Consider the following 22,416-nt stretch of genomic DNA (forward strand, 5'->3'; position numbering starts at 1 on the left):
CCCACCTGCCCGGGTGGGCGTATCGAAATAATCGTGACCAAGTGAGCTGGCACTAGGCCAGAAGTAGCTCAGGGAATACACAGTGACAGAACAAAATAGAATTGATCGCCGCTTTGCCAGACTGCGCGGCGAGGGCCGAAAGGCCCTGGTAACTTATATCGTCGCCTGTGATGGCGGCTTGGAAAATACCGTACCCTTGATGCATCAGTTGGTGGCCAGTGGTGCGGATATTATTGAACTGGGGGTGCCTTTCTCCGATCCCATGGCTGAGGGGCCGGTAATCCAAAAGGGGCATGAACGCGCCCTGGCCAATGGCGCCTCGCTGCGCAAGTGCTTGGCGTTGGTGAAAGAGTTCCGCCAGGTGGATGCGGAAACCCCGGTTATCCTGATGGGATATGCCAATCCGATCCAGCGTATGGGCGAGCGCGAGTTTGCCGATGCGGCGCTAGAGGCCGGTGTTGATGGTGCCCTTACGGTGGATTTACCTGCGGAAGAGTCGGGTCCGCTCAACAAGCTATTGGCCGATCGCAATTTGCGCAATATCTTCTTGCTGACGCCCACCACCACTGAGGAGCGTATTCGCGAGATTACCGGCCTGGCCAGCGGTTTTGTGTATTACGTCTCCCTGAAAGGGGTCACAGGTGCTGGCCATTTGGACCTGGATTCTGTGCGCGATAACCTCGAACATATTCGCCGTTTCACCGATCTGCCCTTGTGTGTGGGTTTCGGTATCAAAGATGGCAGCTCGGCGCGCTCAGTCAGTGCCCATGGCGACGGGGCGGTAGTGGGCAGTGTACTGGTGTCCGCGGTGGATGAAGCTGCGGACCTAGTTGCAGCCAAGGCGAGGCTGGGGGAAATCGTCAGCGAGATGCGCCAGGCACTGGACCGCTAGGCTTTCACCCAAGTTTAAGCGAAAAACTGGCCAGATCACCAAAAATAGCGGCTGATCTGGCTCAGTTTGATGTTCAGCTTAGTGTTTTAATTCGTAGCCTGAAACTCACCGGTCGGTAAAATGCACCGGCCTACAGAAAGCATCCGGATTTGGAAACGAGATGAGCTGGTTAGAAAAAATTGTTCCCGCGGTAATTCGCACCGAGCGACGTGCCGGCAGCAGCAAGGTCCCAGAGGGGGTATGGAAGAAGTGCGTCAAGTGTGACGCCATGCTTTACCGCCCGGAGCTGGAGCGCAACCTGGATGTGTGCCCCAAGTGCGACCACCATTTGCGCATCGGCGCCCGCCGTCGCCTGGATATATTCCTCGATGAAGATGGACGCGAAGAGCTGGCTACCGATGTGTTGCCAGTGGACCGCCTGAAGTTTAAAGACGTCAAAAAGTACAAAGACCGTCTTTTGCAAGCACAAAAATCCACTGGCGAAAAAGATGCACTGATCGCCATGCAAGGCACCCTGAATGGAGAGCCCTTGGTAGCGGTGGCCTTCGAATTTGCCTTCCACGGCGGTTCCATGGGCTATGTGGTGGGTGAACGCTTTACCCGCGCGGCCCAACGCGCTTTGGAACAGCGTATTCCGCTGGTGTGCTTTTCTGCCACCGGTGGGGCGCGTATGCAGGAGGCTCTGATCTCTTTGATGCAGATGGCCAAGACCTCGGCGGTGTTGGAAAAAATGAAGATGGCGGGAGTACCCTATATCTCCATTATGACCGACCCAGTGTACGGCGGCGTTTCAGCCTCTTTGGCCCTGCTGGGCGATATCAATGCGGCCGAGCCGGGTGCGCGTGCCGGATTTGCCGGCCCCAATATTATCGAGCAGACCATCCGCCAGAAGTTGCCCAAGGGCTTCCAGCGCAGTGAATTCCTACTGGAACATGGCGCCATCGATATGATTATTCCACGCAAGGATATGCGTACCACCGTCTCGCGCTTATTGGGTAAACTGAGCGGTAATTAATTATTTCCCAATTCCCCGGAGGTTCTTAAGAGCAGTCAGTAAAAGCCTGGCTGCTGCCTCCTACCAGCGATCTATCCAATTATGTCCTCACTACAAGATTGGCTCACCCGCCTGGAGCGGTTGCACCCCTCTGAAATCGAACTCGGTCTTGAGCGTGTCTCTTCGGTTGCAGCTGCCCTGGGGGTACAAAAACCCGCCCCTACGGTGATTACCGTGGCTGGAACCAATGGCAAGGGCTCCTGCGTAGCGACTATGGAGGCACTCTTGTGCCGCGCCGGCTACTCCGTCGGCGCTTATAGTTCTCCACACCTATTGCGTTTTAATGAGCGGATACGCATCAATGGCGAGGAGGTATCCGATCAGCAGTTGGTGGAGTCCTTTGTCGCGGTGGAGGCTGCTCGCGGGGCGACCAGCCTTACCTATTTTGAGTTCACTACCCTGGCTGCACTGTGGTTATACCAGGGCGCGGGGGTGCAATATGCTTTGCTGGAAGTCGGTCTCGGTGGTCGGTTGGATGCAGTCAACTTGGTGGATGCCGACTTGGCGGTTATTACCAGCGTGGCAGTAGATCACGAGGATTGGCTTGGTAGCGATCGGGAAGTCATCGGCCGCGAGAAAGCGGGCATCCTGCGTCCCGGGGCTCCTTTTGTCTGTGCAGATAGCTCTCCACCCCAATCTGTGCTGTCTGCGTCAGAAAAGCAGGCCAGTTCCAGTTATTTTATCGGCCAGGATTTCAGTATCACTTCGAGTGGTGAGAGTGAGATTTATCACTTTGGCGATTTGGTTCTGTCAATACCGGATATCACTTTGCCGCGCCCCAGTATTGCTGCTGCGCTTACCGCGCTGACGCTTCTGGATGCGCTACCCCGGGAGGGAGTAGAGGCTGCCTTGGCCCAAATAGCCCTGCCAGGGCGCTGTCAGCAAGTCTACTGGCGTGAGCGAAATTTGCTGTTGGATGTGGGGCATAATCCGGCGGCGGCTGAACACTTGGCTACTTGGTTGAAGGACAATCCGGTGGAGGGGAAGACCCACGCCTTGATTGCGGCGATGGAAGATAAAGATCTCGTCGGTCTATTCGCTCCTCTGCGTAAGTTGGTAGATCGTTGGCACCCGGCCTTGCTGCCGGAAAATGGTCGTGCCGCAGAGGGTGAGGCACTGTGCACCGGTCTGCTAGAAGCTGGGGTAGATGAGACGAATGTGGATCGTCGCTGTCCAACAGTGGCTGAAGGGTTGCGGCAACTGCTGCCAACCCTCAATCCACAGGATAGGTTGCTTGTATATGGATCCTTCTTTACTGTGGCGGAAGTTCTGCAGCAGATGCGAGACGAGGGTAATGGAGAATTGCGAGGATAAGGCCTCCCGCAGAGGGCGGCTGAACGACGGCTTTAAACAGCGTATTGTCGGTGCGCTGGTGCTGATTGCGCTCGCCGTGATTTTCCTGCCAAGTCTGCTGGACCGGGAGTCAAAGGGGCATATCAGCGAGGTAAGCCAGATCCCGGCTGAGCCGGATATCAGCCCTATTGAGATTGCTCAGCCGGAGCCTGTTGCCGGTGTGGCGCCAGCACCGAAGGCTGGGGAAATTTTTCAGCCGGAAGTACCCGAGAAGTTCTCTAACCCCGCAGAGGGTGCGGCAAAATTTGCTGTCTCCGATACACAGCCGGAGAAGGGAAAAGATACAAATGATTCCACTTCATCAGTGGAAGTTGATACTGCCAAGCAGGCGGCATCGCCATTGGTTGATGATCAGGGGCAGCCGATGGCCTGGGTGGTTCAGGTGGCTTCCTACAAAGATGATTCCCGTGCACAGCAGCTGCGCATGCGTTTGATGGATGAGGGGTATCGCGCGTACACCCGCGCTGTGGAAACGGATAAGGGGCGCTTTGTGCGGGTCTTTGTAGGGCCGAAAGTGAATAAAGCCGACGCACAGACTATTAAGCGGGAGCTGGACGCACTACTGCAGGCGCAAACCCTGGTGCTTCGCTTCAAAGCTTGAGGTTTCTGTGGCTTGCGGCGGGCTGGCACTTTGGTAAAGAGGGTGTGCCGGTCTGGTCACCAAAGTAGCGGCAACCTATCCAGCTTGTGCCAGTATTTCGCGGATGGCTGGGATATTGGCCGGGCTTCTTTCACTTCTTGCTCTGGTTGTTTGCCCTGTGGCTGTCCTCACGCAGAGGCACGTCTAAAGGGCAATTCATCTGCGCTTTTTTTGGCATAAATCCACTGCCGTAAGGTGATTAATCTACGGAGTTTTGCAGTTTGGAAAGGAAATTCCAATCGATTCGTCTACGGCTTCACGCGCTTAGTCCCTTAAGTTAGAATGCGCGCTCTTCGCGGCAGCAGCCGCCACGCAGGTAGGGTTGAATGAATTGGGCTGACTGGAGCATTCTGGCTATTGTGGGTATCTCCACACTTATCGGCCTTAGTCGAGGTTTCGTGCGCGAAACCCTGTCACTGCTCACCTGGATTGCCGCTTTTGTGGTCGCGATGATGTTTCGCGAACAGCTGGCGCCACTGCTTTCAAACCTTGTCGACACCCCATCCCTCCAGGCGATTGCCGCCTTCGCCATTCTGTTCTTCGGAACGCTCCTGGCTGGGGCGCTTTTGAATATGATGCTCTCCGCTTTTGTTGAGGCCACTGGCTTATCGGGTACCGACAGGGTACTGGGCATGGTGTTTGGTCTGGCGCGTGGGGCCATTGTGGTGATGGCACTGCTGATTCTGGCTCCGGCACTGGTGCCGGTGGAGCAGGATAGTTGGTGGAGTGAGTCGGTGTTAATTCCCCATTTCCTCGAATTTGAGGGCAGTGCGCGGGAGCTGGCCAAGTCTGTGAAGGACTATTTCGTAGAGTTATTTTAATCGGGCGCTAGCGCCGCTTTTTCGATCAATAGGGTCAAATATATGTGTGGTATCGTCGGTATCGTCGGTAAGAGTGATGTCAATCTGCAGCTCTATGATGGGCTCACTCTGTTGCAGCACAGGGGGCAGGATGCTGCGGGCATCGTGACCTGTGACGATGATCGCCTGAACCAGCAAAAAGCCAACGGTCTGGTGCGCGATGTGTTCCGCGCGCGGCATATGGAGCGCCTGAAAGGTAACTTTGGTATCGGCCATGTGCGCTACCCCACTGCGGGCAGTTCCGGTCCCGCCCTGGCGCAGCCTTTCTATGTGAACTCTCCCTATGGCATTGCCATGGCACACAATGGCAATCTCACCAATGTGCGGGATGTGGTTGAAGAGATCTTCCAGCAGGATCTGCGCCACATTAATACGGATTCCGACTCCGAAGTACTGCTCAATGTATTCGCCCATGAGCTGCATAAGTTACATAAGCTGCAGCCTAAGGCTGAAGATATTTTTACCGCCATGCGCGGTGTGCACAAACGTGTGCGCGGCGCCTATGCCTGTGTGGCCCTGATTGTGGGTTACGGTATCGTCGCCTTTCGCGATCCCAACGGTATTCGCCCGCTGGTTTACGGTAAGCGTGAGACCGAGAAAGGCACCGAGTATATGGTGGCCTCTGAGTCTGTCGCCCTGGATGTACTGGGTTACACTCTGGTGCGCGATGTGGCCCCCGGTGAAGCGCTGTATATCGAGCTGGACGGTACTGTGCACTCTGAGCAGTGCGCGGAAAACCCGACCCTGACCCCCTGCATTTTTGAGCATGTGTACTTCGCCCGCCCGGATTCCATTATGGATGGCGTTTCCGTACACAAGGCGCGTTTGCGTCAGGGGGAGCACCTGGCAGACAAGATTCTGCGCCTGCGCCCCGACCACGATATCGACGTAGTGATCCCCATTCCCGATTCCGCCCGCACCGCCGGCCAGACTGTGGCACACCGGCTGGGGGTGAAATTCCGTGAGGGGATGGTGAAGAACCGCTATATCGGCCGTACCTTTATCATGCCTGGGCAGAAACAGCGTAAGAAATCAGTGCGCCAAAAGCTGAATGCCATTGAGTTGGAATTCCGCGGTAAGAATGTGCTGTTAGTGGATGACTCCATTGTGCGCGGTACCACTTGTAAGCAGATTATTCAGATGGCTCGCGATGCGGGTGCTGCGAAAGTCTATTTCGCCAGCGCGGCACCAGCGGTGAAGTACCCCAACGTGTACGGTATTGATATGCCGTCTGCCAGTGAGCTGGTTGCGCACGACCGCACGACTGAAGAGATCTGTGAAGAAATCGGTGCAGACTGGTTGATTTACCAAGACTTGGAAGACTTGGTCGTAAGTTCCAGCGGAGGTAAGCAGAAAATCGATCAGTTCGACTGCTCCGTTTTCGACGGTAACTATATTACCGGCGATGTGGACGAAGATTACCTCGATAGCCTTCACGCGGCGCGCAACGACGAAGCTAAGCACAAGAAGGCCGACACCAGCACTCTGTAAGTTATCTCCGGCGGCGCTCTGTTCACGGCAGAAGAGGGCGCCATGCACGACTGTTTCGGTTAATATGACCGCTTCCAAAAAATACTGACTAGGAAGCGGTATATGTTTGAAGACGACGGTTACGCTCTGGAAACTCTGGCCGTTCGCGCCGGGCAGGTCCGCTCGGAAGAGGGCGAGCACTCCGAAGCCCTCTATCTCACCTCCAGTTACGTATTCCCCTCTGCTGCAGAAGCCGCTGCGCGCTTTACCGGCGAGAGTGTCGGCAATGTTTACTCTCGCTACACGAATCCCACCGTTCGTATGTTCGAGCAGCGCATCGCCGCGCTCGAAGGTGGCGAGGCTGCGGTAGCCACGGCCAGTGGTATGGCCGCGATCCTCAGTATTTGTATGGCACTGCTGAAAAGTGGCGACCGGGTGATTTGCTCCCGCAGTGTGTTTGGTACCACCACCGCGCTGTTTGGCCGCTATTTGGAAAAATTCGGCGTGCGTGTGAGCTATGTGGATCTCACCGATATGGATGCCTGGAAGCAGGCGGTGGATGGCTCCACCAAGCTGCTGTTTATGGAAACCCCGTCCAACCCCCTGTGTGAAGTGGCGGATATCCGCGCGCTGGCGGAGGTGGCCCACAGCGCCGGCGCTCTATTGGTGGTGGATAACTGTTTCTGTACTCCGGCCCTGCAGCGCCCACTGGCGCTTGGCGCCGATATCGTGGTGCACTCCGCAACCAAATTCCTCGATGGCCAGGGGCGCGCCCTGGGCGGTGTCGCCGTGGGTCGCAAAGAGGTTATGGATGAGCTGGTGGTGTTCCTGCGCACTGCCGGCCCCAGTATGAGCCCGTTTAACGCCTGGATTTTCCTTAAAGGCTTGGAAACGCTCAAGCTGCGTATGCAGGCCCACTGCACCAACGCCCTGGATCTGGCCTGGTGGCTTGATGAACAGGAGATGGTGGAAAAGGTCAACTACACCGGCCTGCCCAAACACCCCCAGCACCGCTTGGCCCGCGAACAACAGGATGCCTTTGGTGCGGTGTTGAGCTTTTCCGTGCGCGGTGGTCGCGAGGAAGCCTGGAAGGTGATCGACAACTGTAAAATCCTGTCTTGCACCGCTAACCTCGGCGATGCCAAGAGCACTATCGTACACCCGGCCACTACCACCCACGGGCGTCTCAGTGATGAGGACAAGGCCCGCGCGGGCATCACCGAAAACCTGATTCGTATTTCCGTCGGATTGGAGAATGCAGAAGACCTGAAGCGCGATCTGATGCGGGGGCTGTCTTTGTTGTAGGCGCTTTGCAGGGCCTTTGCTTAAACCAGGGCACTCCCTGTCTTCCTATGATTAATAGCGGGTGCCAAATTCGCTTTTTTGCGAGTTTGGCACCATAGTACTCGCCCCACAGCGTTGGCGGGTGCTTACACCGGGCCGCTCCTTGGCCTGAGAAAAAAATGAGCAGTAATGGATTTGCCGTGCAAAAAATAGTTTCCGCCATCGTTTCCGATATTGGCAGTGTTTTGCTGGGAAAAGAGCGTCAGGTGAAGTTGGCCTTGGCCTGCCTTTTGTCAAAAGGTCACCTGTTGATTGAAGATCTGCCAGGTATGGGCAAGACCACTCTGGCCCATGCTCTGGCGCAGGTGTTCGGTCTCTCCTATAAACGCGTGCAATTTACCAGCGATATGCTGCCGGCGGATATTCTCGGTGTATCAATTTTTGAGCGGGAATCCGGGCAGTTTCATTTTCATGAGGGGCCGGTTTTCAGCCAGCTACTGCTGGCCGATGAGATCAATCGTTCCTCTCCCAAAACTCAGAGTGCTTTGCTTGAGGCAATGGAGGAGCGCCAGGTCAGTGTCGACGGCGAAACCCGCGCGTTGCCACAGCCTTTCTTTGTGATTGCCACCCAGAACCCACTGCAGCAGTCCGGTACTTTTGCCCTGCCGGAGTCACAACTGGACCGATTCCTGATGCGCATCAGCCTCGGTTACCCCAACCGCGAAGCTGAGCGTGCACTGTATTTAGGCGCTGATCCCCGCCAACAGCTGGCCAAGCTAAAGCCGCGTATCGACCTCGCTACTCTGAAAAAAATGCAAAGTCTGGTGGGTCAGGTGAAGGCTTCTGACAGTCTGCTCGATTATTTAGAGCGTTTGGTGTTGCATACCCGCCAGAGCCCAGATTGTGCGGTGGGTTTATCGCCCCGAGGGGCACTGGCGCTGCTGCGTGCGGCCAAGGCCTGGGCGCTGATTCATAATCGCGGCCATGTCCTGCCGGAAGATATCCAGGCGGTGCTGCCCTCGGTGGCTGGGCACCGTTTGCAGAGTGATGGCGGCAATGGCGATCAGCTGGTAGAGCGCCTTATGCGCCAGGTGGATATTATCGCGGCCTAAACAGATGAGTGTGATCCGCGACCTTCCCCGACAGGCTTCCAGTACAAGCTCGCGCAATTTTTTTCGCAGGCTGGGTGAGCGCTGGCTCAGCCGACGAGCGCCTCGCTCACGGGACATCACCCTAAATCACAGCCGCCTATTTATCCTGCCCACCCGTGCGGGGCTTGGTTATTTATTGATAACCGCTTTGCTTTGGCTGCTGGCCACCAATTACGAGAACAATCTGGTTTTTGCCCTGACCTTTTTGCTGATCAGTGTTTTCGTTATCTTGCCTGTGCATACCTTCGCCAATTTGAGTGGACTGCGCCTGCAATTGCTGGGCACTGAAGCGGCCTTTGCCGGCGATTTCGCCGAGGCACATATTAATCTGAGCCGAGCGGACAAACGCCTACGGGAGTGGATACAAATTTGTTGGCCACCGGAAGAGGGCGCATATGTGGATCTCTGTGAGGAGCTCTCGGCGGACTTCCGTATTGCGCTGCCAGCCCTGCAGCGGGGGCGAATTCAGGCGCCGCGCTTAAGAGTCGAGAGCCGCTTTCCACTGGGGCTGTTTCGCTGCTGGAGCCGCATCGACCTGGATGTTGAATTCCTGGTGTATCCGCGACCACTCGCCGCTGGCCCCCTGCCGTTGGGAGAGGCCCAGGCAGAGGGTACATCCGGCCAGGTACGTCGCGGCGGGGATGATTATGCCTCTCTCAAACCCTACCAGCCCGGTGATTCCTTGCGCCATTTGGCTTGGAAGCAATATGCCGCCGGTCGCGATCTCTATAGCAAGGAGTATGAGAGCCGCACCGATACCCGTCTCTGGCTCGACTGGGAGTTGTTGGATGGGCGCGATGTAGAGACCCGCCTGAGCAACCTGTGTGATTGGGTCTTGCAGGCGGAGAAGCAGGGAATTGCCTATGGCCTGCGCATCCCCGGCACTACTTTGCCGCCCTTTCTCGGCACCGAGCACCAGCAGCGAGTGTTGTCAGCGCTGGCCCTGTTTCCCAAGTGGGGTGGCTGATGGCGAGCAACCGGGATCTATTGCCGCGCGAAAGCCTACTGTGGATTTTCGCTGCGCAGTTTGTCGCCTTACTGCCACAGCTGAGCCAGTTGCCACTGTGGATTGGTTTTGCCTGGGCTTTTGCGGTCTATTGGCGCTTGGAGGTCTTTCGCGGGCGCCGTGATTTGCCAGGGCGCGCCCTCAAACTATTGGTGATTGCGCTTACAGTGGCGGGTTTGGCGCAATCCTACCAGCGTTGGTTTGCACTGGAGCCGATGGTGGCGCTGCTGGCTCTGTCCTTTACCCTGAAAAACCTGGAATTAGTCAGCCGTCGCGATGCCTTTGTCAGTTTGTTGCTGGCCTATTTTGTTGCCGCGACCCTGTTTGTGCGTGAGCAATCGATTCCCTATGCCCTCTACGGATTGATCGCGACCCTGGTGATTACCGCTGCGCTGGCAGCACAGCTGGGAAGCTTCAGCGCGCGGCCGCGTCGGGCCTTGGGGCTCTCCTTAAGATTGTTGGCGCAGGCTACACCCTTGATGCTGCTGCTGTTTGTGGTTATGCCGCGCCTGGGCCCTCTGTGGAATGTGCCCCAGGATACTTCTGCCGGCCGCACTGGTGTGAGTGACTCTATGGCACCGGGTGATTTCACCCGTTTATCCAAATCCGCCAAGCCGGCACTGCGTATCTCTTTCGATGGACCCATACCGCCGCCGGAGCAACGTTATTGGCGAGGGCTGGTGTACTCCGAATTCGATGGGCGTACCTGGCGGCAGGGTTTTGGTGTGGACCCGCGCAATGGTGGCCGGGTGTACTGGAATAGTGGCGAGCGTCCACTGCCACAAGTCGGTCCACGCTACCGCTACCAGGTGATCCAGGAGGCGAGCCGCAGCCCTTGGTTGTTCGCCCTGGCAAGACCCGCCTCGGACAGTGCGGGAGTGGGAGAAACCACGGACGACCGGTTGGTAAAACGTTCCCCGGTATATAGTCGCTTTGCCTATGAGGTGCGTTCTTGGCCCCGGGATTCCCAGGTTATTCAGTCCACACTCAGCGGTGCCGAGCGCCGTCGCAATTTGCAGCTACCGGCAGATGGAAACTTGCGCATCCGAGACTGGGTGGAGCGCCTGCGCCGCCGGGGGTTGAGCGGTGAGGAGATCTCGTCACAGTTACTGGCCCTCTACAATCGCGAATTCACTTATACCTTGAGCCCACCGGCACTCGGCAGAGACAGTGTGGATGAATTCCTGTTTGACAGCCAAAAGGGATTCTGTGAGCACTTTGCCGGCAGCTATGTTTTTGCCATGCGCGCCGCCGGAGTGCCGGCACGGGTGGTGGCGGGTTACCAGGGTGGCGAGTGGGTGAGTGGTGAGGAGTACCTGCTGGTGCGCGAGTACGACGCCCATGCGTGGGCCGAGATCTGGCTCGATGGACGCGGCTGGCAGAGGGTGGACCCCACTGCTGCGGTTGCCCCGGAGCGGGTCCGGGATGGTCTGGAGAGCGCTGCCGGGGAGGAGTTTATGCGGGATTCGCTACTGCCGGTGCACCGCTTCGATATTCTGGTGAAGCTGCGCCTGCAGTGGGACATGATCAATTACCGCTGGTATCAGACCGTGATTAGTTTTGATAGTGAGAAGCAGCGGGACACCTTGCAGCGCCTGGTGGGAGAGCTCTCCCCCCTGCGGATGGCCCTTTTTTTTGCCACACCGGTGGCGGTTGTACTATTTGGCATTCTTCTGTGGACCCGTTTTACTGGGCGTGGACGAAAACAGCCTGTGGTAGAGCGCCTCTATGAGGTTTTCTGTAAGCGCATGGCTCGGGCAGGTATCACACGGCGACCCGGTGAGGCGCCGCGGGACTTCGCCGAACGTATCGCACTGGAGAGCCCCCCATTGGCTGAGTTTTCCGGGCGTGCGACAGACGCCTTTGAGCGCGCCGCTTATGGCGGGGATAAAAAAGCATTGAATGAGCTGCGCCGACTACTGCGCTGGCGCTTGGGGCTCTCTTTTAGGGTGTCGGCACGTAAAAGCCGGCTGATGGGTCATTAACTCTTGGAAAGTCTATCGCGTAAGATGCCTCATAGGCTGCAAAAATTTCTGCTGGGCTACAGCGGCACTTCCCTGGCTACCGGGCTGCAGGTGATTCTCCTGCCCTGGATTGCGCTCACCGTGGTGGATTTGCCGGCTCTGCAACTGGGCTGGGTGCAGGCTTCGGTGCTTTTGCCCAATCTGGTGTTCCTGCTGTTCGGCGGTGCCCTGGCCGACCGCCGTGATCCGGCCACTGTCTCCGCACTGGCTTGCATTGGTCTGGTCCTCTGCCACACAACTCTGCTGCTGGTTTACCTCCTGTCCATGATCTCCCTGCCGATATTGATGCTCTACGGTATTTGCCTTGGGATTTGTAGCGCTTTCCTGCAACCGGCGCGGGACAATCTGGTACAGCGCAGTGCACGCCAAGGCGGTGGGCAAACCTCCGAGCGACGGGTGCAGAAAACTGTGACCTGGATGATGTTGGCCCAATACGGTGGTCAGGCTGTGGGGATGTTGCTGGCGAGCCGCTTCGAACACTGGGGGCTGCAAGCCCTGCTGTTAGTACAGATAGGGGTATTGCTGTTGGCGGCCACAGCCTTGATTAGTCTGCGCGCGAGTGGGGCCAGCCGCATGACTAAGGAAAAAATCACCCACAGCCTGATTCTCGATGGCTTATCCCAGGCCTGGCGGCATCCAGTACTGCGTGAGTTGACCGCGTTGATGGCCTTTAATGGGTTTGTGCATATCGGTGTTTTTCTGGTGGTACTGCCGCTGCTGGCGGAGGATTACGGTCGCGGCGCCGGTTATTACGCCACGCTGCAACTGGCCTTCGTAGCTGGTACCGTAATTGCTACGGTGACTATGTTGCGCCGTGGCCAGGGGGCTGAACCTGGGCGCGGTATTCTTATGTGCCTGCTCTATAGCGCAGCGCTGTTGATTGCCATCAGCCTCGGTCCTACGAAGTTTGGCCTAATCCTGCTGTGTCTGTGTTGGGGGGCGGTGGCGGCGGCTTCCGCTGGCCTCGGTCGCGGCATAGTGCAGTTGCTCGCCCCAGCGGAATACCGCAGCCGCATCATCTCCATTTATCAGTTTGCGCTGTTTGGCTCCGCCGCTCTTGGGGCACTGGTCGCTGGAGTCTTGAGTGAATACGCTGCCCCCCTGACCACCTTGCTGTGGGCGGGGATTTTAAGTCTGCTCGCCTTTGCCCTGGTGGCTTTAAGTGGTGCCCTGCGCCGGGTCAAAATCACTGACAGCGAGGTCTGAGTTGCTTCTTGCGACCAACATAGACGCCGCCACCATATAGTTAGGTGGGTCAGCCAATGAGTGGAGGTGTTGGTGAGTCCCGCCAAAAAGGCCAATTGGTCGAAAGAGGTCACGCGCCACAGCCATGCCCTGGATTTGAGTGAGGGCCTCTTTAGCCTGGAGGACCCGAAAGCGATCGCACAGGGATTGAAAGCGGCTGCGGAATCCAGCCAGCGGCGCAAGTCTGACCCCTATCGCTCCGCTATGTCTATGCTGACGTTCTATATCAACCGGGCGGGACAGAGGCTGCCGGCCAAAAGGCGGCGACTACTGGAACAGGCCAAGGAAGAATTACGCGGGCTTTACGGGCGTCCGCGCCGGCATTGAGCCGGCGGCGGAATGTGGTGTTGAGATGAAAAACTTTAGGGCGCTTGGCAGGGCAGGCAGCGCACATAGAGGGCGCGCGGGTCGCGATAGCTCTGCAGCTCGGAGATTGGCGCCAATACCGGCTGCACGCTGTTTAGCCAGGCGCCGAGTGGCAGATTGGCTTCAAGGCTCGCGGCAATTTTCGCGTCTACATTGTCGCTCAAAGCGCGCAGGAATTTTTCGCCGGGGCTCAGTTCACGCTGGATCTCTACTACGTCGTATTCTTCGATTTCAGCAAGCTGCGCGGCGTCGGCGATGGCGTCGCTGAGATTGCCGAGATCGTCTACCAATCCTAATTTCTTGGCGGCGCGGCCGGTCCATACCTGCCCCTGGGCAATCTTGTGCACCTCTTTGGGAGTGCTGCCGCGGGCTTCGGCGACAATACGCAGGAAGCGTGCATAGGTGTTATCCACCCCTTGCTGCAGAATGCTGGCTGCTGCTGGCGACAGGGCGCGATCCAGGCGCATACTGCCGGCCAGGTCCGAGGTACCTACGCCATCGGTGTAAACACCGATATGCTCGAGGGAGTTCTCAAACGTCGGGAAGGCGCCAAATACACCGATAGAACCGGTGAGTGTGGCCGGGGAGGCCCAGATGCGATCGCCGCCAGTAGCGATCCAGTAGCCACCGGAAGCGGCGAGACTGCCCATGGAAATCACCACTGGAATTTTTGCTTCACGGGTAGCCAGCAACTCCTGGCGAATGGCCTCGGAGGCAAAGGCGGAGCCGCCGCCGCTGTCGATACGCAGTACCAGGGCATCCACTTCTTTTTCTCGGGCGCGTTGGATTAATTTGCCGAGACTTTCACTGCCGATGCGACCGGCAGGTGCCTGGCCGTCGACAATAGAACCACTGGCGGTAATCAGACCAATTTTCTTGGACTCCCGGATAGGCTTGGCTGCCTCGGCAAGTTTATGGCTGCGCAAGTAGGCGAGGGCGTCAATAAACTTGTACTCGCGCTTTTTACTATCATCTTCGCCGATGCTCTTTTTCAGCTCCTCCATTGCCTCAATGCGGCTGGCGAGCTGGTCCACCAGTTTATTGGCTAGTGCGGCTTCGGCCCAACTGCCCTGATGCTGCTGCAGTTTTTGTGGCAACTCGTTGATAAACAGGTCGATGCTCTCGGCGGGCAGGTTGCGCAGGCCGGTTACCTGCTCGCTGTATTCTCCCCAGAGTTCATTCAGCCAGCGCTGGTTGTTTTCACGCGAGGCAGGGGACATATCGTCACGGGTGTAGGGCTCGATAAAGTCTTTGTAATCACCCACGCGGAACACATGGAAGTTGACTTTGAGTTTCTCCAGGGCGCTCTTGTAATAGTTGCGATAAACACCGAAGCCGGTGAGCATCACTGAGCCCATAGGATTGAGGTAGACCTTATCTGCGTGGCTGGCGAGAAAGTACTGGGGTTGCGTGAAGTTGTCACCCACAGCGTAAATAGGTTTGTCCGCAGCTTTAAAGCGTTGCAGAGCCGCGCCTATTTCATCGAGCTTACTAAGACTGCCACCCACCATGTGGTCCAGCTCTAGCACCAGTGAGGAGATACGCTTATCCGTGGCGGCATTGTCGATAGCGTCTACCAGATCTTTGACGCGCACCTCTGCGGGGCCGCGGTTGCCGCCCAGGAAAATCGGTAAAGTGGCTGGCTGGGCCAGTTCATCCACAAGAAAACCATGGGGCGCTACGCGCAGGGCCGCGCCCTGTGGAACCACTAAACGCTCGTCCTTGCTGAAAATGGCGATACCTAGAAACAGCAAAATCAGCAGGAAGACGATATTCGTGAATACTCGTCGTAACCAAGTGATGGAGCCGCCAATCGCAGCTAAAAAGCCTCGGGCAAACCCTTTTTTCTGGGGTGAATCAGTCAAACCTCAAAACTCCTCAGTGCGTGGAAAGCGCATGTTTCCACGCCTTTGTGTCTGGAACCATTGGCGGAAATTCCGTCATGGGGTTACTGCATGCGATGCCAGCGACTGCTCATCATTGCAGAAAAGAATAGGATAAGGCTCAAAACCATCATTACGCCATCCTCCCAGCCTCGTGTAGGCATCATTACGTCGACAATGCTGGTGGTAATGTACAAAAGCAGAATAAAACAGAGCCAGAGATAACTGCGATAACGTTGCTTGATCAGGCCCGGCAGCACCAGCAGTAACGGTACCGTCTGAATCAGCCAAAGGGAGAGAGAGCCCCCCTCGACAAACAGGTTCCGCACCACAAACAGCACCAACAGGCCGATATAGCAAAACCAATTAATACGGAGCGCAATGTGTAGTTTGCGCTGAATAGTGTCGTTCACGTTGAATCCTTTATTTGGCAGCTGGAACCGCTAGGGTCTGGGCCAGTTGGCCGACACGTGTACCGAGCGCCCTGCACAGGGTGATTTCATCTTCGCTCAGGTCGCTGGTATGACCTTTATTCCAGTGAGAAGCGCCGTAGGGCGTACCGCCGGTACTGGTCCGCATGAGGGCCGCTTCAGAGTAGGGAATGCCAGCAATCAACATGCCGTGATGCAGAAGTGGCAGCATCATTGAGGTAAGTGTGGTCTCTTGCCCACCGTGTAGGCTGCCGGTGGCGGTAAATACCGCAGCCGGTTTGCCAGTGAGGCTGCCATCCAGCCAAATGTCGCTGGTCTGGTCGAGAAAATAGCGCAGCGGTGATGCCATATTGCCAAAGCGGGTGGGGCTGCCCATCAACAGGCCTGCACACTGACGCAGGTCGTCGAGGGTGCAGTAGGGCGCGCCCTCACTTGGCACAGGGGCCAGACTGGCCTCGGAGTCGGGAGACACTGCGGGTACGGTGCGCAGTCGCGCGGCGATACCGCTGGCTTCCACCCCCCGTGCTAGCTCAGCAGCCATGCGCGCAGTGGCGCCGCTGCGGCTGTAATAGAGAATCAGCACATAGGCTTCGCTTTCGGGCGACATTTAGAGCAGCTCCAGCGCATTTTCTGGTGGGCGGCCGATCGTGGCTTTGTCGTCTCTTACTACGATCGGGCGCTGGATCAGGATGGGATTTTCTACCATGGCCTTGATTAGCTGAGCTTCGTCAAGGTCCCCGTCTTTCAGGTTGAGTTGCTTATACGGCTCCTCTCCGGTGCGCAACAGGTCGCGTGCAGGGATGCCGAGTTTTTGCAGTACCTGGTTTAGCTCTTCAGCAGAAGGAGGGTTTTGCAGGTAGAGAATCACTTCCGGTTCCACACCGTTGTCCTGCAGCAATTGCAGGGTTTGACGGGATTTTGAGCAGCGCGGGTTGTGGTAGATCGTCCACATTATGTCGGTATCCTGTTACTGTTTGGCGTATTCTAACCGAATACCGTAGCGGAATTCTAAGGCGCAAGTCGAGTACTCGCTGCATTTGGCGGAGGTCGCACACAGGGAATGAAATTGAAATCAAGCGTGAAAGACTGGCTCGTTCAATGGCGGCGCTTTGCGACCTCTTTGTGGTCTTTATTTGTGGAGAAAAACTGCCAAAAAAGTGCGGCGGCTCTCACTTATATGACTCTGTTCGCCATAGTGCCGCTGGTGACAGTGAGTTTTGCGATGTTGTCGCTGTTCCCGGACTTTGCCGGCCTGCAAACTCGCTTGCAGGAACAGCTTTTTTCCCACTTTGTGCCGCAAAGTGGGCGTGAGGTTCAGGAATATATCAGCAGTTTTTCTGCCCAGGCGCAGCGGCTTACCGGGCTGGGTATTGCCATGCTGGTGGTAACTTCGGGACTTACACTGCGCAGCATTGAGGGCACCTTTAATTCTATCTGGGATGTATCCCGTGGGCGCAGTGGGGTTTCGAGCTTTCTATTGTACTGGGCCATTCTCAGTCTTGGGCCCATCTTATTAGGGGCAGGGCTTGCTGCCAGTACTTTCTTGCTCTCACAGAAGCTGTTTTTAGGCGGGGAAGAGGGTATCGGCATGATGGCTGTGGTGCTGCGGGTGCTGCCTTTTATTTTCACCACGATTGTTTTCACCCTGCTTTTTGTCGCTGTGCCTAACTGCTATGTGTCCCTGCGCCATGGTATTGAGGGAGGGGTGGTCACTTCAATTGCCTTTGAAATCATGAAATACCTGTTTGGTGCCATCGTTGCGCGCAGTTCTGTACAGGCTATTTATGGGGCCTTTGCCTTTGTGCCTTTGTTCCTGTTGTGGATTTATATGATGTGGATGTTGGTGCTGGCAGGCTGTGTACTGGTGCGAACCCTTTCTGTGTATCGCGCTGCAACCCAAGGCCGTCAGCATTCAGACCTGGTCGCCACTTTGATTGTCCTCTGGCAAATGTTTAAAGGTGGGTGGCATGGCAAACCTTTGCGCGAGCGTGATATTTCTTTGTTGGGAATTAAATTTGGCCAGTGGCGTCGCTTGCGGGACGTCTTACAAGCACATCGGGTGATTGCCCAGACCGATGGGAGTGATTATGTCCTACTGCGCGATCTTAATGCAGTATCGCTCATGGAGCTTTCCGGTTGGTTGAATCCTCAGTGGATTCCCAGTGGTAATCCAAGCGATTTACAAGGGTTCGAGTGGTATAGCGAAGTGGAGAGTCGTTTTGCCAAGGCGCGCGGGACTGCCGGGGAACAGCTGGGAATCACAATTGGATCTCTTTTTACCGCAGCCTTGGAAAAGGAGCAGGCCGAAGCCAGTGAAACGGAAATACCAAAACACTTAGAAAATGAAATTATGGAAGCGGAGGGTCAGGATGATGTTGCTGATAATAAAAAAAATGAAGAAAACTCTGGTAGTAACCTCTCTATTCTTGGTAAGCGTAATCGGCGCTTGTGAGAGTGACAGGCGTTTGCACTCCGTGAGTGGTGCGCCGGTTGTTACCGAGGGGAAAATAGTCCTGGTCAACTATTGGGCGGAGTGGTGCAAACCCTGTCGGGAAGAAGTGCCGGTACTTAATGAGTTGGCGCAAATCAATAGTGATGTGGTAGTGGTGGGGGTTAATTTTGATGGTTTGCCCACACCTGCAGCAATTGAGCAGGCGCAGAAACTGGGCATAGAATTTCCGCTGTTGGCCCAAGAGCCAGATGGCCGCTGGGGGCAACCCTGGCCTGAAGTACTGCCTACAACTTTAGTGATTGGTGAAGATGGTCGCTGGATAAAAACACTGGTTGGCCCTCAGACTGCTGAGGACTTAAAGGTGGCTCTCCAGTAAAGTTGTCTCTCTAAGATAATTAAAAAAAATTAATCAATATAACTATAACCAAAGTATCTATAACCAAGGTAACTATAGGGCATTGGCATATCGCTGATAGCATGCCGCCACTTTTTTAGTTTGCCCAGGGTGGGATTCTCATACCATGCACATCGGCGCTTTTGTTCTGCTTCTCGGTTTTGTGGTTTTAATGTTTGGCTTGTACCGCTGGCAGCGTGGCAGGGACACCCTTGCCCCTGGTGTGTTTGCTGGGCTGTTACTGGGTGTGGCTTTTGGGGCGCTTCTACAGCTATCGCGTAACTGGGGTGTTGCTCCGGGTGAGGTTCTGCCCTGGATTGAGATGTTGGGCGATAGCTATGTAAACCTATTGTATATGTTGGTTATGCCACTCGTACTCACTTCTATTCTGGTGGCAGTGGTAAAAGTGAGTCACACCCAGGCGCTGGGTAAAATTAGTGTGTCGGTGCTGGGGGTTTTACTCGGCACTACTGCAATTGCCGCCCTGATAGGTGTGGCCATGGCCGATTTGTTTGGGCTCTCTGCTGCGGGTCTTGTCGAAGGAACCCGTGAGGCGGCAAGGGTTGAAGTGCTCAATGAGCGAATTGGGCGGGTCAGCGATCTCTCGATTCCCGAAATTATCACCTCTTTTATTCCGCGCAATATTTTCCTGGATTTGACCGGGGCCCGCTCCACCTCTGTAATTTCAGTGGTTATTTTTGCTGTGCTATTGGGGCTTGCGGCCCTGGCTGTACGCCGTGAGTTTCCGCAGGAAGGTGCCGCTATCGAGCGCTTTGTGCATGTCGCACAAGTCTGGATTATGAAGTTGGTGCGTTTGGTTATGGCATTCACGCCCTACGGAGTTATGGCGCTGGTTGCTGGACTGATTGCCAAATCCAGCTGGGCGGATATTGCCAATCTGTTTGGTTTTGTCGTGGCTTCTTTCTGTGCGATAGGCCTAATGTTTTTGGTGCATGGTTTATTGCTGTTGGTAAATGGAGTGAATCCACTGCACTACTTCACCAAGGTCTGGCCGGTGCTGGTGTTTGCCTTTAGCTCCCGTTCCAGTGCCGCCACCATTCCCCTGAATGTGGAAACCCAGGTAGATGAACTGCGCAATTCACCGGCTATTGCCAACTTCTCTGCATCCTTCGGTGCCACTATTGGTCAAAATGGTTGCGCGGGAATTTATCCTGCGATGCTTGCCACCATGGTGGCGGTGCCGATGGGTATTAACGTGTGGGACCCAATGTGGTTGGGCACCCTGTTGGTAGTGGTGGTCATCAGCTCCTTCGGTATTGCCGGAGTGGGTGGTGGGGCAACTTTTGCCGCACTGGTGGTGCTGCCGGCAATGGGTTTGCCAGTTACCATCGCGGCGCTATTGATTTCTGTGGAGCCGCTGATTGATATGGCGCGAACTGCTCTCAACGTGAATGGCGCTATGACGGCGGGTACCTTGACCCAGCGCTGGCTTGGGGATGAGGTGCCCGGTCCAGAGGTCGTAGAAGGATAAGTAAGAGTCGCAGGCCTATGGAATAAGCACCTGAAAAAATAAAATTTCTTGTCAACCTCTGGTCCAGTAGAGCGTTCTAATCATTGCAGTTTAAACCTTATTGGTTTTCCTCAAATGGAAATGGAGTGATTTATGAAAAAACTGATTGGACTCTCGCTGTTGACTATTGGCCTGGCTTTTCCTTACTCCCTTTATGCACAGAGTGATGAGAGCGAACCGCATGACCACGGTGACCATGTTGAAGATCGTCTCGATCAAAAAGGCGATCGCATAGAGGCGAGATTGGATCAAAAGGGAGATCACATTGAAGAGCGCCTCGATAACAAGGGTGATCGCATCAATGAACGCTTGGATCAAAGAGCTGAGCAGGCTGCTGCTAATGGCAATGATAAATTGGCTGAGCGACTGGACCGCAAAGGGGATCGTATCGACAACCGGCTTGACCAGAAAGGCGAGCGAATTAACGAACGCTTGGATAACAAGGGTGCAAAAATCAATAACCGGCTAGACAAAAAAGGAGAACGCACAGATCGCCGTATGGATCGACGTGCCAAGGCTCGCAAGCGTGAAGAGGGATGATCTCGAGAACTGGGGTGGCATAAATAAAAAAGTGCGGGCGAAGTCTTTGTATGACGACTTCAAAATCAATAAAAAGAATCTGGAAGAGTATTCTTTGCGCAAGGACTTCAGCCGGTTTCTATGAATCAGTTCCTCGCCCAGGTGGAGAAACGGGCATTCACCATGGCGAATTACGCTGTTGGCAATCGGGATGATGCACTGGATATCGTGCAGGATTCTATGTTGGCGTTGGTGAGGAAATATAGTGGCCGCGATCGGGCCGAGTGGCGGCCGTTGTTTTTCACTATTCTCAATAACCGGATTACCGATTGGCACCGGCGTAACAATAAGCTATCCCGCTGGCAACTATTTCGGGAAAAGCTACCGGCAAACAGCGATGAGCTAGATCCAGCGCCGCTGGAATGGGTCGATAGCCATAATCCCACCCCGGATAAGGTCCTTGCTGGCGAACGCCTATTGGAAGCCATCGATAGTGCTGTGGCCAAGTTGCCCCTGCGCCAACAGCAGGCCTTCCTGCTGCGCTGTGTCGAGGAATTCGATGTTGCCGAAACTGCGCGGGCAATGTCCTGCAGTCAGGGGAGTGTTAAGACCCATTTATCAAGAGCTATGCGCAGTTTGCGCAACCATCTAGAGGCATTCCAACTAGAGGCAACGCAATGAATAGTCGGCAAGAAAATCCAGTCGTGCAGAGTGATTCATTAAAGAAAGCTGCGCAGCATGCAGTTGTCCGGCGGGAGCGTGATATTGATACAGAGACTCTGTCGCGGCTTGCTGCAGCCAGACAACGCGCAGTGGCAGCAAAGAAATCGTATTATCGTGACTCTCCCGGCTGGCTAGTTTTCACTGGCGCTTGTGCATCATTGTTGTTATTGCTGTTTTGGCCTGTATCCAGCGAGCAGGCCGCTACCGAATTGCTGAGTGCCACTGACTGGTATTTATATGAGGAAATGGATGTCGAAATGGTTGAGGATATGGAGTTCTACCAGTGGTTGGCGGAAGAGTTGAATGGGCAATCCTCCTAGTGATGAAAAAGTCCTTTTTCCTAAGAAAAGTATCGCTAAAGGCCTTTTCTATACGGTGCTCTTTTTTGCAGCCCCGCTACTGGCGCAGGATCTGCAGCCACTGGATGAGGACTTCCTGATGTTTGTCGGGGAGTGGGCCGATGAGCAGGGAGATATACAAGCGCCGGAAGCGCTGGAGATGTTGTTACCCAAGCCGGAAAAACCAGCCATAACAGGCAGACCAAATACCGGGGGAGGGGAGACCCACGAGGAGCTGAGCGATGAGTGAGCGAAGAACCATATTGATTGGTTGGCTGGCCGCCGTGTATTTATCGCTCTTTGTGAATGTTTCTCAGGCACAGGATTGGCAGAGTCTCAGTGACAGTGAGCGCCGACTTTTACAGAATTTTGAGACGCGCTGGTCACAATTGAGTCAAGATCGACGGGAACAATTGTTACGCGGGGCCAGGCGTTGGAGTGAAATGAACCCCGAGCAGCGCCAAGAAGCGCGTCAACAGTATAAGCGCTGGCAAGATATACCCAGGGAGCGGCGCACCCAGTTGCGGGACTCTTATCGCCGCTTTATGGACCTACCAGAGGAGGAGCGTCAGCGTATTCGCGAGGCGCGCAAGCGCTTCCGTCAGATGCCTCCCCAGCAGCGTAAACAGTTGCGGGAACAATGGGAGAAGGATAAACGCGGCCGTGCGGAGAATCGGGAAAGGCGGAACCAGCGGGAACGGCGCCGCAGAGAGAGACAGGAGCGGCGGCAGCAGAGGCGAGAGGAAACGGAGAGAACCTGATATTTCTTACCACCTCAGGTGTAATTCAGCGTCTATTCA

General features: G+C 55.5%; 24 protein-coding genes. 20 read left to right on the top strand and 4 right to left on the bottom strand.

Annotated features, from left to right (window positions below):
* Window positions 1-82: 82 nt before the first annotated feature.
* From trpA to ACJJIJ_RS03330, 12 genes are all read left to right on the top strand, one after another.
* Window positions 83-892 carry a tryptophan synthase subunit alpha gene (trpA, locus tag ACJJIJ_RS03275; protein WP_444938631.1) on the top strand — a complete coding sequence of 270 codons (810 nt, stop codon included), beginning with the start codon at window positions 83-85 and terminating at the stop codon, window positions 890-892.
* A gap of 160 nt (window positions 893-1,052) precedes the next feature.
* A complete protein-coding gene (gene accD / locus ACJJIJ_RS03280) occupies window positions 1,053-1,907 on the top strand; it encodes an acetyl-CoA carboxylase, carboxyltransferase subunit beta (protein WP_252085167.1) in 855 nt (284 codons plus the stop codon).
* Window positions 1,908-1,988: 81 nt separating this feature from the next.
* The gene (gene folC / locus ACJJIJ_RS03285; protein WP_252085168.1) at window positions 1,989-3,260 is read left to right on the top strand and encodes a bifunctional tetrahydrofolate synthase/dihydrofolate synthase; all 1,272 of its coding nucleotides are present in this window, start codon (window positions 1,989-1,991) and stop codon (window positions 3,258-3,260) included.
* A complete protein-coding gene (locus ACJJIJ_RS03290; RefSeq protein ID WP_252085169.1) occupies window positions 3,241-3,900 on the top strand; it encodes an SPOR domain-containing protein in 660 nt (219 codons plus the stop codon). The genes folC and ACJJIJ_RS03290 overlap by 20 nt, the downstream gene beginning before the upstream one ends.
* Before the next feature lie 365 nt (window positions 3,901-4,265).
* Window positions 4,266-4,760: a CvpA family protein gene (locus ACJJIJ_RS03295; protein WP_444938632.1), complete on the top strand. Its 495-nt coding sequence runs from the start codon at window positions 4,266-4,268 to the stop codon at window positions 4,758-4,760.
* 42 nt (window positions 4,761-4,802) lie between these two features.
* A complete protein-coding gene (purF, locus tag ACJJIJ_RS03300) occupies window positions 4,803-6,290 on the top strand; it encodes an amidophosphoribosyltransferase (protein ID WP_444885603.1) in 1,488 nt (495 codons plus the stop codon).
* A 102-nt stretch (window positions 6,291-6,392) separates the two neighbouring features.
* The gene (locus ACJJIJ_RS03305) at window positions 6,393-7,574 is read left to right on the top strand and encodes an O-succinylhomoserine sulfhydrylase (protein WP_444938633.1); all 1,182 of its coding nucleotides are present in this window, start codon (window positions 6,393-6,395) and stop codon (window positions 7,572-7,574) included.
* A 179-nt stretch (window positions 7,575-7,753) separates the two neighbouring features.
* Window positions 7,754-8,665 (top strand): AAA family ATPase, encoded by a 912-nt coding sequence (locus ACJJIJ_RS03310; protein WP_444885921.1) that lies wholly within the window; start codon window positions 7,754-7,756, stop codon window positions 8,663-8,665.
* 4 nt (window positions 8,666-8,669) lie between these two features.
* Window positions 8,670-9,671, top strand: a complete 1,002-nt coding sequence (locus tag ACJJIJ_RS03315; RefSeq protein ID WP_444938634.1) for a DUF58 domain-containing protein — start codon at window positions 8,670-8,672, stop codon at window positions 9,669-9,671.
* The gene (locus ACJJIJ_RS03320; protein WP_444938635.1) at window positions 9,671-11,695 is read left to right on the top strand and encodes a transglutaminase TgpA family protein; all 2,025 of its coding nucleotides are present in this window, start codon (window positions 9,671-9,673) and stop codon (window positions 11,693-11,695) included. The genes ACJJIJ_RS03315 and ACJJIJ_RS03320 overlap by 1 nt, the downstream gene beginning before the upstream one ends.
* 24 nt (window positions 11,696-11,719) lie before the next feature.
* Complete coding sequence (locus ACJJIJ_RS03325) at window positions 11,720-12,940, top strand: MFS transporter (RefSeq protein ID WP_444938636.1); 1,221 nt, start codon at window positions 11,720-11,722, stop codon at window positions 12,938-12,940.
* Window positions 12,941-13,012: 72 nt separating this feature from the next.
* On the top strand, window positions 13,013-13,306 hold the full coding sequence (locus ACJJIJ_RS03330; protein WP_252085176.1) for a DUF3175 domain-containing protein: 294 nt from the start codon (window positions 13,013-13,015) through the stop codon (window positions 13,304-13,306).
* A 35-nt stretch (window positions 13,307-13,341) separates the two neighbouring features.
* Here the strand turns inward: ACJJIJ_RS03330 and sppA are convergent, their stop codons facing one another.
* The 4 genes from sppA to arsC all read right to left on the bottom strand — a co-directional run bounded on the left by sppA (window position 13,342) and on the right by arsC (window position 16,611).
* A complete protein-coding gene (gene sppA / locus ACJJIJ_RS03335) occupies window positions 13,342-15,210 on the bottom strand; it encodes a signal peptide peptidase SppA (protein WP_444938637.1) in 1,869 nt (622 codons plus the stop codon).
* 83 nt (window positions 15,211-15,293) lie between these two features.
* Entirely contained in the window at window positions 15,294-15,641 is a 348-nt protein-coding gene (locus ACJJIJ_RS03340; protein ID WP_444890870.1) for a DUF2069 domain-containing protein, read from the bottom strand.
* 10 nt (window positions 15,642-15,651) lie between these two features.
* A complete protein-coding gene (gene wrbA, locus ACJJIJ_RS03345) occupies window positions 15,652-16,266 on the bottom strand; it encodes an NAD(P)H:quinone oxidoreductase (RefSeq protein WP_444888452.1) in 615 nt (204 codons plus the stop codon).
* Window positions 16,267-16,611, bottom strand: a complete 345-nt coding sequence (arsC, locus tag ACJJIJ_RS03350) for an arsenate reductase (glutaredoxin) (RefSeq protein ID WP_252085180.1) — start codon at window positions 16,609-16,611, stop codon at window positions 16,267-16,269.
* 108 nt (window positions 16,612-16,719) lie between these two features.
* Between arsC and ACJJIJ_RS03355 the strand changes: the two genes are divergently transcribed.
* The 8 genes from ACJJIJ_RS03355 to ACJJIJ_RS03390 all read left to right on the top strand — a co-directional run bounded on the left by ACJJIJ_RS03355 (window position 16,720) and on the right by ACJJIJ_RS03390 (window position 22,377).
* Window positions 16,720-18,111 (top strand): YihY family inner membrane protein, encoded by a 1,392-nt coding sequence (locus tag ACJJIJ_RS03355; protein WP_444910139.1) that lies wholly within the window; start codon window positions 16,720-16,722, stop codon window positions 18,109-18,111.
* A gap of 22 nt (window positions 18,112-18,133) precedes the next feature.
* Complete coding sequence (locus ACJJIJ_RS03360) at window positions 18,134-18,487, top strand: TlpA family protein disulfide reductase (protein WP_444938638.1); 354 nt, start codon at window positions 18,134-18,136, stop codon at window positions 18,485-18,487.
* 145 nt (window positions 18,488-18,632) lie between these two features.
* Complete coding sequence (locus ACJJIJ_RS03365; protein WP_444885593.1) at window positions 18,633-19,997, top strand: L-cystine transporter; 1,365 nt, start codon at window positions 18,633-18,635, stop codon at window positions 19,995-19,997.
* 132 nt (window positions 19,998-20,129) lie between these two features.
* Complete coding sequence (locus ACJJIJ_RS03370; RefSeq protein ID WP_444910137.1) at window positions 20,130-20,576, top strand: hypothetical protein; 447 nt, start codon at window positions 20,130-20,132, stop codon at window positions 20,574-20,576.
* 120 nt (window positions 20,577-20,696) lie between these two features.
* A complete protein-coding gene (locus tag ACJJIJ_RS03375) occupies window positions 20,697-21,236 on the top strand; it encodes an RNA polymerase sigma factor (RefSeq protein ID WP_252085185.1) in 540 nt (179 codons plus the stop codon).
* Window positions 21,233-21,598, top strand: coding sequence for a hypothetical protein (locus tag ACJJIJ_RS03380; RefSeq protein ID WP_444885591.1), 366 nt, complete (start codon window positions 21,233-21,235; stop codon window positions 21,596-21,598). Before ACJJIJ_RS03375 ends, ACJJIJ_RS03380 begins: the two co-directional genes overlap by 4 nt.
* The gene (locus ACJJIJ_RS03385) at window positions 21,582-21,866 is read left to right on the top strand and encodes a hypothetical protein (RefSeq protein WP_444938639.1); all 285 of its coding nucleotides are present in this window, start codon (window positions 21,582-21,584) and stop codon (window positions 21,864-21,866) included. The genes ACJJIJ_RS03380 and ACJJIJ_RS03385 overlap by 17 nt, the downstream gene beginning before the upstream one ends.
* A complete protein-coding gene (locus ACJJIJ_RS03390; protein ID WP_444910134.1) occupies window positions 21,859-22,377 on the top strand; it encodes a DUF3106 domain-containing protein in 519 nt (172 codons plus the stop codon). The genes ACJJIJ_RS03385 and ACJJIJ_RS03390 overlap by 8 nt, the downstream gene beginning before the upstream one ends.
* Window positions 22,378-22,416: the final 39 nt, after the last annotated feature.

The sequence above is a fragment of the Microbulbifer mixtoriginis (SeqCode) genome, assembly GCF_052467945.1.

Coding starts and splice junctions, on each gene's coding strand:
- accD (WP_252085167.1), top strand. CDS start 1,053: ATGAGCTGGTTAGAAAAAATTGTTCCCGCGGTAATTCGCACCGAGCGA.
- folC (WP_252085168.1), top strand. CDS start 1,989: ATGTCCTCACTACAAGATTGGCTCACCCGCCTGGAGCGGTTGCACCCC.
- ACJJIJ_RS03290 (WP_252085169.1), top strand. CDS start 3,241: ATGGAGAATTGCGAGGATAAGGCCTCCCGCAGAGGGCGGCTGAACGAC.
- ACJJIJ_RS03295 (WP_444938632.1), top strand. CDS start 4,266: ATGAATTGGGCTGACTGGAGCATTCTGGCTATTGTGGGTATCTCCACA.
- purF (WP_444885603.1), top strand. CDS start 4,803: ATGTGTGGTATCGTCGGTATCGTCGGTAAGAGTGATGTCAATCTGCAG.
- ACJJIJ_RS03305 (WP_444938633.1), top strand. CDS start 6,393: ATGTTTGAAGACGACGGTTACGCTCTGGAAACTCTGGCCGTTCGCGCC.
- ACJJIJ_RS03315 (WP_444938634.1), top strand. CDS start 8,670: ATGAGTGTGATCCGCGACCTTCCCCGACAGGCTTCCAGTACAAGCTCG.
- ACJJIJ_RS03320 (WP_444938635.1), top strand. CDS start 9,671: ATGGCGAGCAACCGGGATCTATTGCCGCGCGAAAGCCTACTGTGGATT.
- ACJJIJ_RS03325 (WP_444938636.1), top strand. CDS start 11,720: ATGCCTCATAGGCTGCAAAAATTTCTGCTGGGCTACAGCGGCACTTCC.
- wrbA (WP_444888452.1), bottom strand. CDS start 16,266: ATGTCGCCCGAAAGCGAAGCCTATGTGCTGATTCTCTATTACAGCCGC.
- arsC (WP_252085180.1), bottom strand. CDS start 16,611: ATGTGGACGATCTACCACAACCCGCGCTGCTCAAAATCCCGTCAAACC.
- ACJJIJ_RS03355 (WP_444910139.1), top strand. CDS start 16,720: ATGAAATTGAAATCAAGCGTGAAAGACTGGCTCGTTCAATGGCGGCGC.
- ACJJIJ_RS03365 (WP_444885593.1), top strand. CDS start 18,633: ATGCACATCGGCGCTTTTGTTCTGCTTCTCGGTTTTGTGGTTTTAATG.
- ACJJIJ_RS03370 (WP_444910137.1), top strand. CDS start 20,130: ATGAAAAAACTGATTGGACTCTCGCTGTTGACTATTGGCCTGGCTTTT.
- ACJJIJ_RS03375 (WP_252085185.1), top strand. CDS start 20,697: ATGAATCAGTTCCTCGCCCAGGTGGAGAAACGGGCATTCACCATGGCG.
- ACJJIJ_RS03380 (WP_444885591.1), top strand. CDS start 21,233: ATGAATAGTCGGCAAGAAAATCCAGTCGTGCAGAGTGATTCATTAAAG.
- ACJJIJ_RS03385 (WP_444938639.1), top strand. CDS start 21,582: ATGGGCAATCCTCCTAGTGATGAAAAAGTCCTTTTTCCTAAGAAAAGT.
- ACJJIJ_RS03390 (WP_444910134.1), top strand. CDS start 21,859: ATGAGTGAGCGAAGAACCATATTGATTGGTTGGCTGGCCGCCGTGTAT.